Origin of the sequence: Siphonobacter sp. BAB-5405 (genome assembly GCF_002872335.1) — a bacterium.
In the GTDB taxonomy this organism is placed as follows: domain Bacteria; phylum Bacteroidota; class Bacteroidia; order Cytophagales; family Spirosomataceae; genus Siphonobacter.
The window spans coordinates 438978-456848 of the sequence record NZ_NJAG01000007.1; the positions used below are offsets into that span (position 1 = coordinate 438978).

At 48.3% G+C, this 17871-nt stretch carries 15 protein-coding genes; 6 read left to right on the forward strand and 9 right to left on the reverse strand.

The features are described from left to right. Window positions 1-64: 64 nt before the first annotated feature. The 4 genes from BWI97_RS08380 (at window position 65) to BWI97_RS08395 (ending at window position 4775) form a co-directional block, all read left to right on the forward strand. Window positions 65-805 (forward strand): isoprenyl transferase, encoded by a 741-nt coding sequence (locus tag BWI97_RS08380; protein ID WP_094813975.1) that lies wholly within the window; start codon window positions 65-67, stop codon window positions 803-805. 99 nt (window positions 806-904) lie between these two features. Next, window positions 905-3520 carry an outer membrane protein assembly factor BamA gene (bamA, locus tag BWI97_RS08385; RefSeq protein WP_094813977.1) on the forward strand — a complete coding sequence of 872 codons (2616 nt, stop codon included), beginning with the start codon at window positions 905-907 and terminating at the stop codon, window positions 3518-3520. 62 nt (window positions 3521-3582) lie between these two features. Then, on the forward strand, window positions 3583-4158 hold the full coding sequence (locus BWI97_RS08390; RefSeq protein ID WP_094813979.1) for an OmpH family outer membrane protein: 576 nt from the start codon (window positions 3583-3585) through the stop codon (window positions 4156-4158). 5 nt (window positions 4159-4163) lie between these two features. Next, entirely contained in the window at window positions 4164-4775 is a 612-nt protein-coding gene (locus BWI97_RS08395) for an OmpH family outer membrane protein (RefSeq protein WP_102200684.1), read from the forward strand. Between the two features lie 257 nt (window positions 4776-5032). Here BWI97_RS08395 and BWI97_RS08400 read toward each other — a convergent pair whose 3' ends face one another. Together BWI97_RS08400 and BWI97_RS08405 are read right to left on the reverse strand one after the other, a co-directional pair. Continuing rightward, window positions 5033-5671, reverse strand: a complete 639-nt coding sequence (locus BWI97_RS08400) for a lipoprotein signal peptidase (protein WP_176454271.1) — start codon at window positions 5669-5671, stop codon at window positions 5033-5035. Between the two features lie 142 nt (window positions 5672-5813). Beyond that, window positions 5814-7079, reverse strand: coding sequence for a proline dehydrogenase family protein (locus BWI97_RS08405; RefSeq protein ID WP_233207781.1), 1266 nt, complete (start codon window positions 7077-7079; stop codon window positions 5814-5816). 326 nt (window positions 7080-7405) lie between these two features. On the opposite strand from BWI97_RS08405, the gene BWI97_RS08410 reads away from it, so the two are divergent. Further along, on the forward strand, window positions 7406-8506 hold the full coding sequence (locus tag BWI97_RS08410; RefSeq protein ID WP_094813983.1) for a chorismate mutase: 1101 nt from the start codon (window positions 7406-7408) through the stop codon (window positions 8504-8506). Between the two features lie 124 nt (window positions 8507-8630). Next, window positions 8631-9884 carry an MFS transporter gene (locus tag BWI97_RS08415; RefSeq protein ID WP_102200685.1) on the forward strand — a complete coding sequence of 418 codons (1254 nt, stop codon included), beginning with the start codon at window positions 8631-8633 and terminating at the stop codon, window positions 9882-9884. A gap of 285 nt (window positions 9885-10169) precedes the next feature. Here BWI97_RS08415 and BWI97_RS08420 read toward each other — a convergent pair whose 3' ends face one another. The 7 genes from BWI97_RS08420 to argG form a co-directional block, all read right to left on the reverse strand. Next, entirely contained in the window at window positions 10170-11267 is a 1098-nt protein-coding gene (locus BWI97_RS08420) for a M20 family metallo-hydrolase (protein ID WP_094808442.1), read from the reverse strand. 36 nt (window positions 11268-11303) lie between these two features. Then, window positions 11304-12263 carry an ADP-ribosylglycohydrolase family protein gene (locus tag BWI97_RS08425; protein WP_094808441.1) on the reverse strand — a complete coding sequence of 320 codons (960 nt, stop codon included), beginning with the start codon at window positions 12261-12263 and terminating at the stop codon, window positions 11304-11306. A 54-nt stretch (window positions 12264-12317) separates the two neighbouring features. Next, on the reverse strand, window positions 12318-13106 hold the full coding sequence (argB, locus tag BWI97_RS08430) for an acetylglutamate kinase (protein WP_094808440.1): 789 nt from the start codon (window positions 13104-13106) through the stop codon (window positions 12318-12320). A 61-nt stretch (window positions 13107-13167) separates the two neighbouring features. After that, window positions 13168-14112 carry an N-acetylornithine carbamoyltransferase gene (locus tag BWI97_RS08435; RefSeq protein WP_102200686.1) on the reverse strand — a complete coding sequence of 315 codons (945 nt, stop codon included), beginning with the start codon at window positions 14110-14112 and terminating at the stop codon, window positions 13168-13170. A 92-nt stretch (window positions 14113-14204) separates the two neighbouring features. Beyond that, window positions 14205-15335 carry an aspartate aminotransferase family protein gene (locus BWI97_RS08440; RefSeq protein WP_102200687.1) on the reverse strand — a complete coding sequence of 377 codons (1131 nt, stop codon included), beginning with the start codon at window positions 15333-15335 and terminating at the stop codon, window positions 14205-14207. Between the two features lie 170 nt (window positions 15336-15505). After that, a complete protein-coding gene (argC, locus tag BWI97_RS08445) occupies window positions 15506-16462 on the reverse strand; it encodes an N-acetyl-gamma-glutamyl-phosphate reductase (RefSeq protein WP_102200688.1) in 957 nt (318 codons plus the stop codon). Window positions 16463-16582: 120 nt separating this feature from the next. Continuing rightward, window positions 16583-17785: an argininosuccinate synthase gene (argG, locus tag BWI97_RS08450; protein ID WP_102200689.1), complete on the reverse strand. Its 1203-nt coding sequence runs from the start codon at window positions 17783-17785 to the stop codon at window positions 16583-16585. Window positions 17786-17871 lie beyond the last annotated feature (86 nt).

The following is a 17871-nucleotide window of genomic DNA, read 5'->3' on the forward strand; positions in this document are numbered from 1 at the left end:
TACTTTTGCACGATCGTTCAGAACCGGTAAGGTTTCGAACCTTATCGGTTTTTCGTATTAGAGGATGAAGGAAACTATTCATACAGGCAATCTCCCCCGCCACATCGCCGTTATTATGGACGGAAACGGACGTTGGGCCAAACAAAAAGGTATGTTAAGCCGGATTTTCGGCCACCGTCACGCCATTAAAGCTGTAGAGGAAGTCGTGGAAGGCTGTGCTGAGCTAGGCATTGAGTACCTGACGCTCTATACATTTTCCACGGAAAACTGGGACCGTCCCCAGGAAGAAGTAGATGCTTTAATGGAACTGCTCGTACAGGCCATAGCTGACCAAACCCCCAAACTGCTGAAAAATAATATTCGCTTGTTAACCATTGGTGATACCGAAAGTCTGCCTGCACGTTGCCAACGAGATTTAAAGCTGGCCATGGATCGTACCCAGCACAATACGGGTCTTTCGCTTGTGCTTGCGTTGAGTTATAGTGGCAAGTGGGACATCATGCAGGGCTTACGAAAACTCGTTGATGCAACCCAACGTGGAGAATTTGCATCTGGGGAGTTAACCGAGGAACACCTGAGTAAAGCCTTGGCTACCAGTGGTATGCCTGACGTAGATTTAATGATCCGTACCGGCGGTGATCACCGCATCAGTAACTTTTTACTGTGGCAGTTAGCCTATGCCGAACTTCATTTTACGGATACCTTCTGGCCCGATTTCCGCCGGGAGCATCTGGACAAGGCTCTCAAAGATTATCAGAACCGTGAACGTCGTTTTGGAAAGACCAGCGAACAATTAAAAGCCTAACTATTCCCTAAAATTTCTGTTTCCCGGAACTACTGACTGGAAAAGCATATTACTTTGAAAGACAGTCACTTCCGCTTCAGAAATATTGTCATTAACCCAATGAGAAAGGTTTTCCCTCTCCTCCTGATTTTCCTGCCATTTCTTTCCTTTAGCCAGGCCCGCGTGGGTTTAGGCGGCCAGCCGGCATCGCCTCAGCAACCCGCTGCTAGCCAGGAAATTGATTATACGCAGCCGAAAGAATACATCATCAAAGGAATCACGACTAGTGGAACCAAATTCTACGACGCAGCTTCGCTGATTTCTATCTCCGGATTGGGCGTTGGCGATAAAATCCAGATTCCTGGTATTGCGATCTCGGGAGCCATTAAAAAATTGATGGATCAGGGTATTCTGGAAGACGTAGAAGTAACGGCGACCAAAATTGAAGGTGAAAACATCTGGCTGGACATTTTCATGCGGGAACGTTCCCGCTTGTATAAAATCACCTTTACGGGAGTTCGTAAAGGCGAAAGAGATGCTCTCAATGACAAGGTGAAACTGATTAAGGGAAAAATTATCAATGAAGCCCTGATCAAAAACACCCAGGCTACGATTAAAAAACATTACGTTGAAAAAGGCTTTCTGAATGTGGATGTGAAAGTCCGTCAGGTATCAGACACCGCCCGGGGCAATAATGCGGCCCTGAACGTAGCCATTGCCAAAGGGCCTAAAATCAAGATTCACGAACTGGAGCTGGATGGTCGGGAGCAATTGTCCGAGGCTACTGTTCGGAATAAGATGAAGGGTACCAAGCAAATGCGTTTTGGCCGGGTATTCACGCCGTCCAAGTACATTCCGAAGAAATTTGAAGAGGACAAGGGTAAGGTCATCGACTTTTATAACAAAAAAGGGTATCGCGACGCCCGTATCGTAGTCGATTCTGTGTACTCCCATGATCACAAAACGGTTGACGTATATGTGAAACTGGAAGAAGGTAAGCGATACTATTTCCGTAATATTTCCTGGCAGGGTAACTACCTGCACTCCGATTCTTTACTGACGGAATTACTGGGTCTCAAGAAAGGTGACGTATATAATCCGGAAGAACTGCAGAAACGCTTACAGGGAAGCCCCGGTTATGACGTTTCTTCGCTGTACATGGACGCCGGTTATCTGTATTTTCGGGCCGATCCCGAAGAGACGGCGATTGAAGGTGACTCAATTGACATCAACTTCAATATTTTCGAAGGCAAACAGTTTACCATCAACAAAATCATCCTGAACGGAAATACCAAGACTTCTGATCACGTCGTACTGCGGGAAATCCTGACGCTACCCGGCCAGAAGTTCTCGAAAACGGCCGTTGTGAGTACGCAGCAGGAATTGGCCCGTCTGGGTTATTTTGATGCGGAAAAAATCGGTATTAACCCGATTCCCCGGAACGACTACACCGTAGATATTGAGTATACCGTTGAAGAAAAGGCTTCGGATCAGATTGAGCTTTCCGGGGGTTGGGGTGGTTACATTGGCTTTGTCGGTACATTAGGGGTTGTGTTTAACAACTTCTCGGCCCGTAACATCACGAACCTGAAAGCCTGGCGTCCGCTGCCGGCGGGGGATGGTCAGAAGCTGGCCGTTCGTTTTCAGGCCAATGGTAGACAGTTCCAGAACTATTCGCTGTCATTTACAGAGCCCTGGCTGGGTGGTAAAAAACCCAATGCTTTTTCCTTCAATATCAACCGTCAGATCTACCGTATTTTCGATTATAGCGGTAACATGTACGGAAACTATTACGGCGGTTACGGCGGTGGCTATGGCGGCGGTTACGGTGGTGGTGGACCACTGGGACAGGAACGTGGTTATTTCAATACGACCGGTGCCTCGATCAGTTTAGGTAAACGTCTGCGTCGTCCTGATAACCGTTTTGGCCTGAACATGGCTCTCTCGTACATGCGTTACGAGTTCAACAATTACCCAATCCTGATTCAGAACTTTAGCTCGGGGAATGCCAACAACATTTCCTTGATTACAACGCTGACCCGTTACGATCTGGATAACCCGCAGTATACCCGGAGGGGTTCGTCGCTGTCGCTTTCTGCCACGCTGACGCCTCCCTACTCCCTGTTCAGACCCGACAGCTGGAATCCGACAGAAGCACAGGAGAAATACCGATTCCTGGAGTACCACAAATGGATGTTTGATTTGTCGTGGTTCGTTCCCATTACCGGTAAACTGGTTTTCCATACGCGGGCTCACATGGGCTTCCTGGGTAGCTATAACTCCAAACTGGGAATCATTCCAATGGAGCGTTTCGTATTGGGCGGCTCGGGTCTTTCCGGACAAGGTCAGTTTGCCATTGCTCAGGACATCATTGGTCTGCGTGGGTATGATGATCGAAACGTACGCTATGACCCTACCCGCCGTTACGAAGGAAATGGTGGCGTCGTATACAATAAATACGTGATGGAACTTCGTTATCCGATTTCATTGAACCCTTCCGCTACGGTATTCGTACTGGGCTTCCTCGAAGGGGGTAATAACTGGGATAGTTATAAGTACTTTAATCCCTTTGACATTAAACGTTCGGCGGGTATCGGTGCACGTATTTTCATGCCTGCGTTTGGGATGATTGGTATTGATTACGGTTATGGTTTCGACCGGAACGTCGGTCCGAACGGTACGCAGGAAGCAGGTAAAGGTCAGTTCCACTTTACCATTGGTCAGCAAATTCGCTAGTTGTCTTTAAGCTTATTTAGTCCGCCACTGCTGAATTATAGTATTGTTAAATCCATTAACTCGTGAGAAGCAGCTTATTTTTCCTATTTTTGGCGTTCGTATTGCAGGCGAGTCCTGCCTGGGCCCAGCGATTTGGATATATTGACTCCGAGTACATTGTTAGCAAAATGCCCGAGTTTCAGAAAGTGAACAGCGAAATGGACCGCTGGACGCAGGTACGAACCAAGGAAATTGCTGACAAACACGCGGAAATTGATAAGCTCGAACGTCTGTACAAATCGGAAGAGCCCTTGCTTACCGAGCCTATGAAGCAGCAGCGTCGGGGAGAAATCGAACGAAAAGAAAACGAAATTAAAGAATTAAATAACAAGGTTTTTGGTTATAATGGACAGTACCACCAAAGACGAAAAGACGTACTCAAACCCATCATGGATGAGCTCAGCCGGGCCGTTGAAAAAGTAGCCCGGCAAAAACAACTTCGCATGATTCTGGACAAATCCTCCGAAGGCCTGGCCATGATCTATACGGACCCCCGGGATGATTACTCGGATTACGTACTCGAAGAATTGGGCATAGATCCGAAAGCGAACCCCAATCAAACAAACACACCAACGCAAAACACAAAGACCAAGCAGTAAAACCAATGAAAAAACAAATTTTTGCCGTTCTGACCGCCGCTGCCCTAGCCTTCGTAGGATTAAACGCGAATGCCCAGTCAGCCCTCAAAATTGGCTATACCGATATTGATGTTCTGTTAGCGGGTCACCCTAAATCAAAGGCTGTAGAAGCTGAACTGCAAACTCGGAGTACGCAATACCAAAACCAAATGCAGAGTCTGCAAAAAGATCTGCAGGATAAATACACCTCTTACCAGAAAGCAGAACCTACCATGTCGGATGTAATCAAAGCCGACAAACAGAAAGAGCTGCAAGGTATTCAGGAACGTCTGCAAACGCTGCAACAGAATGCTCAGACTGAATTAGGTCAAAAGCAACAACAACTGCTCCAGCCCCTGCTGACGGATATTGACAACGCTATCAAAGCCGTTGCAAAAGAGAACAATTACACGTTCATCCTGAGCAGCTCGGTTAGTACGCAATTGAACCCAATCGTACTGTACGCCGATCCTGCTACGGAAGTAACGGATTTAGTATTCAAGAAAATGGGTGTTGATCCCGAGGCTCTGAAAAAGGCAGCCGCTGCTCATCCTGCTGCCGGACAAGGTGCCCCTAAAACGCCCGTGAAGAAGCCCTAATTTGCTTACTGATTGCATAAAAAAGACCAGACTTTTTCGAGTCTGGTCTTTTTTTATGCAATCAGTAGCATAGAAACTGAGTTCCCGTAAGCTATGGCGTATAGGCCTTATTATCTCTAAAAAGCTTACATAGACTTTTTTGTACTTCCCATCCGTATCCAGTTCATCACCTTGCCTCCTCTCCGATGGTAAAGGCTGTCTCACAAAAAAGCCTCCAGGTGTTTGTACCAGAGGCTTTTGTGGTTAAATCTACACTTTTATACTTCCGAGGACGAATCCCGCAGTACATCATTTTTTACCGCAGGTTGGTTCTCATCCGGTGTCCTCTCTTCTTCAAAGAACTTAGATTGGAAAATCAGGATGCAGACAACTCCCAGAAAAATGGAAGCATCGGCAATGTTAAAAACCGGACTCGTATAATAGGTACCGCCCCATACGGGAATCCATTCGGGTAGATAACCCTCCCAGGGATTTAAAAGAACCATGTCGATCACCTGTCCGTGGAACCAGGGCGAAGGAGCATCGTAAGGAGCGTTCCCTAGCAGTACGCCATAAAAGGTTGAATCGATCACATTACCGATGGCTCCACCCAAAATGGCAGCAATGCACCATAACAGACCATCCGGAGCATTTCGACGGGCCAGTCGGGTCAGGTACCAGGCAATTACAGCCATGGCAACCAGACGGAATAGCGTGAGAATCAGCTTGCCATAGGGATGGTCCAGCTGCATACCGAAGGCCATACCCGGATTCAAAACGTAATGGATACTCAGCCACTTTCCGATCAGGGGAATGTCTTCCCCCAGATACATATTCTTGTATACGAGGTATTTAACAGTCTGATCCAGAACAATAACAAAGAATGTTAGCAAAAAAAACTTCAGAGGATTCTTCATTCAGGTAATCATTAGCAACCCACAAAGAAATGAGTTAATCGGGTAAGTCGTTCCTATCTAACGTACAAAATTCAGAAGTGTTTGTACGAAACGGGCAGCTTTTATACGAAAAGCCCCCATTCGAGTTGAATGAGGGCTAATTTCAGGCTTGTTGAGCCGTTTTTTTTGATTTACATAACTGCTGTCGAACAGCCCGCTTTCGGCGGCGGGCTTCCTTCTTAAGCAGGGTAAATTCCCGGCTGGCTTGTCCAGCTACCGAGGTATTTTCTTCAGCCCGGCGGAACAAATAAGGCATCACGGCTTCAACGGGCCCGTAAGGCACATATTTGGCTACATTGTAACCGCTATGAGCTAAGTTAAAACTAATGTTGTCACTCATTCCCAGCAATTGGGCGAACCAGATGTGAGCATCATTCACGGGAATACCGGCCTCTTTCATTTTCTCAGCCATGAGTAGGCAAGAGTATTCATTATGCGTGCCCAGGCAGATGGAGATTACATTTCTATTTTCCAGGAAATACAGAACGGCCTGGTTATAGGCCTGATCGGTTGCTTCTTTCGTGGCATGAATCGGATCAGCGTATTCCATTTCGTGGGCCCGCTGGCGTTCTTTTTCCATGTAGGCTCCGCGTACCAATTTCACGCCCAGCTCATATCCTTTGGCTACAGCCGTTTCCGTGGCCTGAACCAAATTAGCATAGCTTTCCACGCGGTACATCTGATACGTGTTCCAGACGATGCATTCCTTCCGGTTGTACCGCTCCATCATCTCGTAGGTCAGTCGATCGATCGTATCCTGAATCCAGGTTTCCTCGGCATCGACAAAAATCCGAACGTGATGCTCAAAAGCCGCCTTGCAAAGAAGATCCATCCGTTCGCGTACCCGGGCAAATGCCGCCGTCTCGGTTTCGTTCAGCCCTTGCGTCGACTGAGCTTTTTCCAACAGTTCGGTACTGGCAATACCCGTGACTTTAAATACAGAGAAGGGAATAGCTGGCATCTGGGCGGCCTTTTCAATCGTCCGCAGAATTTCCTTTACCGTTTCGTCGAATGATTGCTCAGAATCCTCTCCTTCCACGGAGTAATCAAGAATTGTTCCGATGTGGGCCTTATCCAACTGCTGGATGGTGTGCGTACAGCCTTCAATCGTTTCGCCCCCGCAGAAATGCTCAAAAATTGTGTTTTTAATAGCTCCTTTAATGGGAAATTTGAGCATTAAAAACAATTTGATAAAAAAGGTACCTATCTTTACGAGCCAGTTTCGATTCATGGCCGCAAAAATGAAATAGGTTTTCTTGAGTTGCCAGTCGGATTGATTAGCAAAAGCTACCGAGGTGTCATCAAAAGAAAGTTTGGTTTCGCGAGTCTGTTGATGAATCGGAGCTTTCAAAATGTCCATTTTGGGCATGGAAGTGAACCGTGTTAGTGTAAAAGTTGTGAATATAGCGGGCAGGTTCAGGTTGAGTACTCCAGCAATCTAAGTAAGCCAATCGGCAAGAAATATTTTTGTCGAAAAGCGGCTACAAAGGTAAGGGGAAACGCTCTTCAATTTTACAAGTCAGTGCTGATTTTTTTAATAAATATGGTTATCTTTGAAATGTTAACATTCTGATTTTAAGTTTGTTACTACAATCGAAGTACCAGAAGATTTTGCCTAAACGTTACTCTTCATCATAATAAACTGCTCCCCGGCTTTTTGAACAAATAAACGCTTACTAATTAACGATTTACGAGATGAGTGCGACGCTGGACATTGTGCCTTTGCAGGATTGGATCAACACCAACGGAAAGCCCTTGATGATTGCGGGTCCCTGTAGTGCAGAAACAGAAGAACAGGTTTGGGAAACGGTAACCCAAATCGCCAAAGAGGGCTATGCCCACGTTATTCGGGCTGGGGTTTGGAAACCACGTACCCGTCCGGGTTCCTTTGAAGGTATGGGAGAGGCTGCTTTGCCCTGGCTGGCGGCCGCAAAGAAAGAAACGGGTCTGCCCCTGGCTATTGAAGTGGCGAGTCCCGAGCACATTGAACTGGCTCTGAAATATAACGTAGATATTCTATGGATTGGGGCCCGTACGACGGTGAACCCCTTTAACGTACAGGACATTGCCGACGCTCTGAAAGGCGTGGACATTCCGGTATTGGTGAAAAACCCGGTAAACCCTGATCTGGCTCTCTGGATCGGAGCTCTGGAACGTCTTCAGAACTCAGGTCTGAAGAAGCTGGCGGCTATCCACCGTGGTTTCTCGAACATGCAGGAGACGAAATACCGTAACTCACCCATGTGGCAGGTAGCCCTGGAACTCAAACGCCAGTTGCCGAACTTACCCATCATTGGTGATCCGAGCCACATGGCCGGTAAACGTCAATACCTGGCTGAGCTGACCCAGCGTTTCCTGGATCTAAACTACGACGGTCTGATCATTGAGTCACACCGTAACCCGGCGGAAGCGTGGTCGGATGCTTCGCAACAACTGACGCCGGCCGCTCTGGGCGAAATGCTCCGTAGCCTTCAGGTACGTCAGTCAGATGTTAGCGATTCAGAGTACCACAGCCACATGGATGAACTCCGTGCGAAAGTAGACAACATTGACCGCGAATTGCTGGAAGTACTGGCTACGCGTATGGCCATTGTTGAGAAAATGGGTGAGTACAAACGTGACAACGGTGTAACGATTTTCCAAATCGATCGCTGGAAGCAAGTGCACGCTTCACGGGCTGAAATGGGTAAAAAACTGGGTCTGTATACGGATTTAGTAGAAGATCTCTACCGCCTCATCCACGAAGCTTCGATCCGTAAGCAGACGGAAGTAATTAACTCGGTTTCTCAGGCATAAGCTGAGAATACTTATAGAAAAAAGAGGTCGCTGTACAGCGACCTCTTTTTTCTTTTAATGCGTTTTTTAACTATACGTTTGTAGCATTGCATGGAATTTCTTTCTAACAGCTCTATTCGTTCGCATGAATGCTTACCCTACTGATCCGTTTGCCGCCCTGCGTTACCGGGAATTTACCTTTTTTGGTCTAGCCAGTTTCTTCTTCACTACCGCCATCCTGATTCAGGAAGTTGTTTTAGGTTACGAAATTTACCGGATTACGCACGATCCCTTAGCTTTAGGGTTAGTAGGCCTCGCGGAAGCAATCCCCTACATTTCACTGGCATTGCTGGGCGGACACTTTGCCGATAAGTACGACAAAAAACGAATCATCTTACTGAGTTTGCTCGTCATTCTGGTGGGTTCGTTCATTCTGCATTGGGCTACATTGCCCGAAACGCGGGCCGCTCATCCGGATACTTTTCTACTTACCATTATCTACGGCGTAGTGGCTTTAATTGGCCTGGCCCGTGGCTTTTATAGCCCAGCTACTTCTTCTCTGAAAGCATTCCTCACGCCCCGTGAAGTCTATCCTAATGCCGCTTCCTGGTATAGCTCCTTCTGGCAGACGGGAGCAATCCTGGGGCCGGGGCTTGCCGGATTTCTTTATGCCTGGATGGGTATGGCGGGTACCATGTGGCTGGTGATTGCTGGATTAGGATTGGTCTTTCTTTTGTTTTTATTCATCAAAAAGAAACCCATTCCTGAAGTGTCGGAAGCAGAAGAACAGCTTAGCGTCTGGCAGAGCATTCGGGAAGGGATCACATTTGTGTTCGGGAATAAGCTCCTCCTCTACTCCATTTCGCTGGATTTGGTGGCCGTATTGTTTGGCGGAGTCGTAGCGATCCTGCCCGTTTTTGCCGAGGATGTTCTTCATGTAGGAGCTGAAGGCTTGGGTATTCTGCGAGCCGCCCCCTCTATCGGAGCCGTACTAACGCTCGTAGCGACTGCCGTGTACTCGCCCGTACGCAGAGCCTGGTTAAACATGCTCATTGCCGTTGCAGGATTCGGTATCGCTACCATCGTTTTTGCCCTATCAACGCACTTCTGGCTTTCTGTAACGATGCTTTTCCTAACGGGAGCGTTTGACAGTATCAGTGTAGTCATTCGTCAGGCTATTCTCCAACTGGTTCCACCCGACGAGATCCGGGGACGCGTACTTTCGGTTAACAGTATCTTCGTCAGTACTTCCAATGAAATCGGAGCATTTGAATCGGGCTTACTGGCTAAAACCTTTGGTACAGTCCCTTCCGTACTCATTGGCGGAAGCCTTACGCTGGTTATTGTCGGTTTCATCTGGGTTCGTACTAAAGAACTTCTGCACGTAAAGCTGATATAACCGTGCAAGACCCGATACAAAAAGAAAGGCTAACTCGGTTGAGTTAGCCTTTCTTTTTGTGAGAATGTATTATTCAAAAATCTTAAATCCGAAGTAGCCAACGGCGAGCCAGAGTAAGCCTTTAATCAAAAAGAAGAAAAAGCCGGCCCAACCCAAACGCTTAATCCAACCTTTCCAGCCGGGAGTGGTTTCCTTTTGCTCCATAATATTTAGAATGATTCTATTGAATTCAAAAATCGGCAAAAAGATTCTTTTCTCCGAAGAAATACGCAGATTTCTTGTCGATCAGGCTAGTCCCCCTTTCGCCAGCACTACGTACTTAAGCATTTCAACGTACAACTGAATTCCTTCTTCGATTTCGTGCAAATAGATAAATTCATCGGCCTGGTGCGAGCGAGCCGAATCGCCGGGACCCATCTTCAACGAAGCACAGCCAATCACGGCCTGATCGGACGTGGTGGGTGAACCGTAAGTTGTGCGTCCCAGTTGAATACCCGCCTGCACAACGGGATGTTCCAGAGGAATACTCGAAGGCCGCAACCGTACCGAACGAGCCTGTACTTCCGATTTCATATGGGCCTGGATAATGTCACAGGCTTCTTCCAGCGTGTACTGATCCGTTACGCGTACGTCGAGCGTAAAATAGCAATTGGCTGGAACGACGTTATGTTGCTGGTTTTCGGTACGAATCACCGTAGCCGTCATTTTCATTTTTCCCAGCATCGGCGATTCCTTGGGGAATTCATACGAACGTACCCAGGCAATGTCGTCGAGAGCTTTGTACAAAGCATTTTCTCCTTCTTCACGAGCCGCGTGACCTGCTTTTCCCTGAGCCATACAATCGAGTACCAGTAAACCTTTTTCGGCGATGGCCAGGTGCATTTGCGTGGGTTCACCCACAATGGCAAAGTCAATCGACCCCAGGTTTCCGGAATTCCACAGCAGTTCCATGCCGTTGGCTCCGGAAACTTCTTCTTCCGACGAAGCCGCAAAGACAATGTTGTACGCTAAATCCGTCCGATGGTAGAAGTAGCAGAACGTAGCCAGCAGGGAAACCAGACAGCCTCCGGCATCATTGGAGCCCAATCCGAAGAGTTTTCCGTCTTCCACCAAAGGATTGAACGGATCAAGGGTCCACTTCGGGTTGGGTTTTACCGTGTCGTGGTGCGAATTAAGCAGTACCGTCGGTAAATCCGGATTGTAGTATTTATTCCGGGACCACAGGTTGTTATTCAATCGGGAAAAGGGCATGTTCCGTTCCCGGAAAAATTCTTCCAGCAGATACGCCGTCTGATCTTCTTCGCGGCTAAAGGAGGGCGTCGCGATCAGACGTTTGAGTAATTCAATGGAATCAACAGTGAGGCTTTCAAGAAGCTGAGCCATACTTACTAATTTAAAAGGGGTCGTGTGCCTCCTTCTTTATGAATGAAGAAAACGGGTAAATCGCCCAGCTAAGTCTTCGATGTTTTCGAGACGGGCCAGCGTTTGCACCCAGTTGACCGGAATACCTTCCAGTCCGTAATAGAGTCCGGCCAGACCGCCCGTAACGGAACCCGTGGTATCGGCATCATCTGCCAGATTTACGGCCCGCAGGACGGCATCCGAATACGTGTCAGTCGTCAGAAAACTCCAAAGTGCGGCTTCCAGCGAATGCAGTACGTAACCAGAAGAGTAGATTTCCTTTTCAGATAATTGTATAAGGTCTTCTTTTAAAATACGGGCAAACAGTTCGCATTCATCCGCCGAACAAATCTGCTCGGGAAACGAACCCAGCGATTGCTGAATCGTCCGGTAAGCTTCTACTTTTTCCTTACCCGCCAGGAGTTCCTGAGCAAAGGAAACCAATACAAAGCAGGCAATCACCGAACGAATGTGACCGTGGGTCAGGCTTGATACGTTGCGTACAATCGCAAAACGTTCATCCAGACTCAACTTCGGCTGCTGGTAATGAAAGTAGAAAGCCAGGGGCAGGATTCGCATAAGCGATCCGTTGCCATTACAGAGCTCACTCGTTTCGCCCGCCTTCAGGGGTTCTACGCCCTGCTCCAGTCGATCCAGAGCGTTACGGGTGGAAATACCAATGTCAAAGACCGAGCCATGAGCCGTCCAGTCCCCGTAAAGATACCAGTTTAAAAAGCGGTTTGCCAGAGTTCGGTAATCCAGCCCCTGGATCAGTGTTTCGATGGTTTGATAGGTCAGAGCACTATCATCCGACCAGGTACCGGCGGGCTGGTGGTGCGTGCCGTAGGCTCGCATGCCTTCAACGGGCTTGTTTTTTAGAAAATTACGCGTTGTAAATTCCACCGGAACACCCATAGCATCTCCCACAGCAGTACCAATCAAGAAGCCATGAACACGAGAGTCAAAAAGTGATTTCATACGGTGTTGTTACAATTGCGGTAGTTTAAACAGACCATTCGGGCGGAATGGCTTTTACTCAGTAAGTCGGATCCGGGTACCGGTGGTGCCTTCGCTAACGGCCTGTCGAAGATCGGTGGCGTGGCAGATGGTAACCTGTTTAACGCCATCATGAAGGGCCTTGAAAGCATTATCCAGCTTCGGAATCATCCCGGCATAAATGGCTCCGGAGGCTTTGTGCTCAGTGTAAGTACCCGGATACAGTTCGGATATGACGGTCGTATCGTCTTCAGGATTAGTCAGTACGCCTTTTTTTTCGAAACAATATACTAAATTAACTTCAAAATGCTTCGCTAACGCCACCGCAACGGCCTGAGCCTGGGTATCAGCGTTGGTATTGAGCATGGAAGCCAGAGCCGGGTCAAAGGTAAGCGGGGCGAAGACGGGAACCAGTCCTACTTCCAGAAAACGCTTGATCTGCTCCTCATTTACCGACTCGATGTCGCCTACAAAACCATAATCAACATTCCAGCCCGTCCGTTTTTTTGAACGAATAATCCCGCCATCGGCTCCGGTTAGCCCCAGAGCGTTACAATCGAGAGCCTGTAGCTGAGCGACGAGTTGTTTATTAACGAGTCCCCCGTACACCATCGTGACGACATCCAGCATGGCAGCATCGGTCACGCGGCGACCTTCCACCATCACCGTCTCCACATCCAGTTTGACTGCCACCTGCGTAGCAATTTTTCCGCCCCCGTGTACCAGAATCTTGGGCAAGGGCAAGGCCGCAAAATCCGCTAAAAACTGCTGGCGGAGGGTCGGGTTATCGACCACGTTTCCACCAATTTTAATAACCGTGAGCATGAAGGTTCGAGTAAAAAAAAAGGGTATACAGGTTTTTACCCGCATACCCTTCCGTCTATGATTAAGCTTGTAACATTCGCTTGAGTACGGCCTGAGCAGCCCACACGCGGTTTCCAGCTTCCTGAATAACAATTGAATTGGCTGAATCCAGTACGGCGTCTTCGACCACCAGATTCCGGCGAACGGGCAGGCAGTGCATGAACTTGGCCTGATTCGTCAGTCCCATTTTCTCCTGCGTAATCATCCAGGCTGGATCACTGTTGATGATCTGTCCGTAGGTTTCGTACGAAGACCAGTTTTTCGCGTAAATGAAATCAGCTCCTTCGAAAGCTTCGCGTTGGTTGTGCGTCACGCGGGCGTTCCCCGAAAACTCGGGAGCCAAAGCGTAACCTTCGGGATGCGTAATGACGAAATCTACGTCAGCAGCATTCATCCACTCGGCAAAGGAGTTGGGTACGGCCTGGGGCAGTGCCTTCACGTGCGGAGCCCAGGTCAGTACTACTTTCGGACGAGCCACTGTTTTCGTCTCCTCGATCGTAATCAGATCTGTAAAGGATTGCAACGGGTGTCGTGTCGCTGACTCCAGACTCAGAATCGGTACGCCAGCGTACTTGACAAATTGCTTGATGACCTGCTCCTGGTAATCCTTCTCCCGATCGGTCAGCGAAGGAAAACTCCGTACGCCAATGATATCGCAGTACTGCCCTACCACAGCGGCCGCTTCCTTGACGTGTTCGGCCTTATTTCCGTTCATGATCGCTCCATCTTCAAATTCCAGACCCCAGGAATCCGTGGTAACGTTCATTACCATCACTTTCATACCCAGATTTTCGGCTGCTTTCTGCGTACTCAGCCGGGTGCGAAGGCTGGCGTTAAAGAATAGTAAGCCCAGCGTTTTATGCCGTCCCAGGTTTTCGTCGGCATAGGGGTTCTGTTTCAGCCAAAGAGCTTCCTGCACTAATCCCGGCAGGTCAGGAACATCATGAACGGAAAGAAATTGTTTCATTGGTTGAGTTTACAGTTTTCAGTTGGCTGTTTACAGTTTTCAGTTAAACGTTTCAGAAGACTGAAAACGATCAACCGAAAACTGTAAACTAGCTAAGCGTTTACCGCCAATACTTGATCGAGTGCTTCCAGGAATTGATCGCTTTCGGCCTGACCGATGGCCAGACTCGGCAGCAGACGCAGGGTGTGCTTGCCCGCGTAGCCACAGAAAATTTTATGTTCGAACAAGAGGGTGTCCCGGATTTTATCGACGGGCTGTTCAAATTCGATACCGATCATCAAACCGCGACCGCGTAACTCCTTGATCCCGCTGATACCTTTGAGTTGCTCAAACAGGTAGGCTCCCTGCTTTTCGGCGTTTTCGATCAGGTTCTCGTTTTTCATAATGTCGAGCACCGCAACCGCCGCCGCACAGGCCAGGTGGTTACCTCCAAAGGTTGTACCCAGCATACCGAATTTGGCGTGGAATTTGGGTGAAATCAGTACGCTGCCAATCGGAAAGCCGTTACCCATTCCTTTTGCCGTGGTAATCAGATCAGGTTCTACACCCGTAAACTGGTGGGAGAAGAACTTACCCGTCCGCCCGTACCCGCACTGTACGGAATCCAGGATGAGTACGGAACCGAACTGATCGCATAACTGGCGAGCAGCCTGCAGGAATTCCGTGGAAGTCACGTGAATACCACCGACGCCCTGAATGCCTTCCACAATTACCGCACAGATTTCTTCGCTCATGTTGGCTTTCAAAGCCTCCACATCATTGAAGGGGATGAACGTAACGTGCGAATTATCGTTAATGGGAGCGACAATGGAAGGGTTATCCGTAACCGCTACGGCTCCGGACGTACGACCATGGAAAGCCGCTTTAAAAGCGATTACTTTCTTACGTCCGTTGTAGAAAGAAGCCAGTTTCAGGGCGTTTTCGTTGGCCTCAGCCCCCGAGTTCACCAGAAACAGGGAATAATCCGGGTAACCGGAAAGGGCCCCCAGCTTCTCGCCTAGTTCCTTTTGTAAGGGAATTTGTACGGAATTGGAGTAAAATCCAATTTGTGAAAGCTGACGCGTCAGGGCTTCTACATAATACGGATGTGAATGACCCACCGAAATGACCGCGTGACCACCGTACAAATCCAGGTACTGATCCCCTTTTTTATCCCATAAATAACTACCCTGAGCTTTCACAGGCTCGATGTCGTAGAGCGGGTAAACATTGAATGGATTCATGCTTTGTTATTTTTATGGTTTCAGGTCTTAGAAAGTTTGAGGTTTGAGCAGGTTTAAAGTTTAAAAACGTTTCAAACATGATACTGATCTGTATCTAAACCTTGCCCTTATTCAAACTTTATACGTATTCAAACCTTAAACTTTCTCAAACCTGAAACTCTTCAAACTCCTTAAAAACCGACTGATTTCAGATTCAGACCGGCTTTTTCATCCAGTCCAAACATCAGATTCATATTTTGTACAGCTTGACCGGAAGCCCCTTTTGTTAGGTTATCGATGATACTGGTGATCAGCAATTGTCCTTCATGTACTTCCAGGTGAATCAGACCTTTATTGGTATTCACGACCTGCTTCACGTCGATACTCGCCGGACTTACGTGCGTAAAAGGATGCGTGGCGTAGTAATCGGTATAGAGCTTCGTCGCCTCTTCCAGCGTACCCGCAAAATCCGTATACACATTGGCCATGATACCCCGCGTGAAGTTGCCCCGGTACGGAATAAAGTTGATTTTCTGCGTGAAATCAGCCTGTCCCTTTCGCAGTACCATCCCGATTTCGGTCAGGTGCTGGTGCGTAAAGGCTTTATAGATACTCATGTTATTATTCCGCCAGCTGAAGTGACTCGTCGCACTGAGCGATTGTCCGGCTCCCGTACTGCCGGTTACGGCGGATACGTGTACCTCGTCCTTCAGAAAACCAGCCTGGGCCAGCGGCAACAGAGCCAATTCGATACTGGTCGCAAAGCAACCCGGATTGGCAACCTTCCGAGCCTGACGAATCACCTCGCGTTGCAGTTCGGGCAAGCCGTATACGAAGCCGTTGGACTCGTCCCGAAAATCCGTACTCAAATCAATGATCCGTACGTTTTCGAAATCAGGATTTGCCGCCAGGAACTTTTTCGATTCGCCATGTCCCGAACACAGAAATACCACGTCTACATCCGTATGAAAGTGTTCCGCAAACGTTAAATCCGTGTCACCGAATAAATCCGTGTGCGTAGACGCTACGGGTTTGCCCGCCTGACTATTTGAATGAGCGTAAGCAATGGTTGCTTCGGGGTGATGAATCAGAATGCGAAGCAATTCGCCTCCTGTATAACCAGCCGCTCCAATAATGCCAATCTTCATGAATAGTAGTTCGGTAGTAGTTGATTGTTGTTCGTTACTAGTTTTCAGTTTGTAGTCTACCGTTTTCAGTTTTTCTTGAACTTTCCTCTACAAACCACTAACAACAACCAACCATCCACCTTATTTATCGTTCAATTCAGTGATTTTACGGTGAATCATGGTCTGATTCGAGGCAATTTTCGAGAAGCCACGTACGTCATCGCCACTCCAGGCATTGTTCATTTCACCGTAGCTGCCGAAGACATTGCTCATCAGATCATAGGGCGACTCGATACCCGTTACGAAGAAGCGGTACGGCTGCAACTGGACGTTTACTTTGCCCGTTACGTGCTCCTGCGTGCTTTGCAGGAAGGTTTCCAGATCCCGCATGGCTGGCTCCAGGAATTGGCCTTTGTGCAACAGGGTACCGTAGTTACCCGAAAGCATTTCCTTGAAATAGATCTGCTGCTCGGTCAGTACGTGTTTTTCCAGAGCGTGGTGAGCTTTGATGATGATCAGGGGAGCGGCAGCCTCAAAACCAACCCGTCCCTTGATTCCGATAATCGTATCACCCACGTGAATGTCCCGACCTACGGCAAAGGGAGCGGCCACTTCCTGTAATTTCCGAATGGCATCCACTGGATTTTCAAACGTTTCGCCGTTCACGCCTTTCAATTCACCGTGTACAAAATCCAGCGTCAGGGATTCCGTATCCTGCCGCTGCAATTGCGTCGGCCAGGCTTCTTCGGGTAAAAATCCGTCGGAGGTCAATGTTTCCTTGCCCCCTACCGACGTTCCCCACAACCCTTTGTTGATGGAGTACGCGGACTTCGTCCAGTCACGTTGTACGCCTTTTTCTTTCAGGTACTCAATCTCTGCCTCCCGGCTCAGTCGCAGGTCGCGAATGGGCGTGATGATTTCCACGTCCGGTACCACAATCCGAAACACCATATCAAAGCGAACCTGATCGTTTCCGGCTCCGGTACTACCGTGGGCAACCGCTTTGGCTCCAATTTGCTTGGCGTATTCGGCTACGGCCAGTGCCTGAAATACCCGCTCGGCACTTACCGACAAGGGATACGTATTGTTTTTCAGTACGTTTCCGAATACCAGATACTTCAAACAGTTGTCGTAATAGTCGTTCACTACGTCGAGCGTAGCGTGACTGGCTACCCCTAATTCATAGGCGTTCCGTTCTACGGTCTGGAGTTCCGACAGCGTAAAGCCACCCGTATCAACCAGTACGGAGTGCACTTCATAACCCTGATCATCCGACAGGTATTTTACACAGAAAGAGGTGTCCAGACCACCACTATACGCCAATACAACTTTGGGTTTACTCATTTTTTTGAATGTAGACAGTGGATTGCAGATGCGAGTCCGCGTTCCTGGTTATGGAAAGGGCAGAAATTGAGATCAATTTCCATCCG

Bases quoted from the DNA above. Each gene is read 5' to 3' on its own strand.
- BWI97_RS08380 (WP_094813975.1), top strand. From the start codon at position 65: ATGAAGGAAACTATTCATACAGGCAATCTCCCCCGCCACATCGCCGTT.
- bamA (WP_094813977.1), top strand. From the start codon at position 905: ATGAGAAAGGTTTTCCCTCTCCTCCTGATTTTCCTGCCATTTCTTTCC.
- BWI97_RS08395 (WP_102200684.1), top strand. From the start codon at position 4,164: ATGAAAAAACAAATTTTTGCCGTTCTGACCGCCGCTGCCCTAGCCTTC.
- BWI97_RS08400 (WP_176454271.1), bottom strand. From the start codon at position 5,671: ATGAAGAATCCTCTGAAGTTTTTTTTGCTAACATTCTTTGTTATTGTT.
- BWI97_RS08405 (WP_233207781.1), bottom strand. From the start codon at position 7,079: ATGCCCAAAATGGACATTTTGAAAGCTCCGATTCATCAACAGACTCGC.
- BWI97_RS08410 (WP_094813983.1), top strand. From the start codon at position 7,406: ATGAGTGCGACGCTGGACATTGTGCCTTTGCAGGATTGGATCAACACC.
- BWI97_RS08415 (WP_102200685.1), top strand. From the start codon at position 8,631: ATGAATGCTTACCCTACTGATCCGTTTGCCGCCCTGCGTTACCGGGAA.
- BWI97_RS08420 (WP_094808442.1), bottom strand. From the start codon at position 11,267: ATGGCTCAGCTTCTTGAAAGCCTCACTGTTGATTCCATTGAATTACTC.
- BWI97_RS08425 (WP_094808441.1), bottom strand. From the start codon at position 12,263: ATGAAATCACTTTTTGACTCTCGTGTTCATGGCTTCTTGATTGGTACT.
- argB (WP_094808440.1), bottom strand. From the start codon at position 13,106: ATGCTCACGGTTATTAAAATTGGTGGAAACGTGGTCGATAACCCGACC.
- BWI97_RS08435 (WP_102200686.1), bottom strand. From the start codon at position 14,112: ATGAAACAATTTCTTTCCGTTCATGATGTTCCTGACCTGCCGGGATTA.
- BWI97_RS08440 (WP_102200687.1), bottom strand. From the start codon at position 15,335: ATGAATCCATTCAATGTTTACCCGCTCTACGACATCGAGCCTGTGAAA.
- argC (WP_102200688.1), bottom strand. From the start codon at position 16,462: ATGAAGATTGGCATTATTGGAGCGGCTGGTTATACAGGAGGCGAATTG.
- argG (WP_102200689.1), bottom strand. From the start codon at position 17,785: ATGAGTAAACCCAAAGTTGTATTGGCGTATAGTGGTGGTCTGGACACC.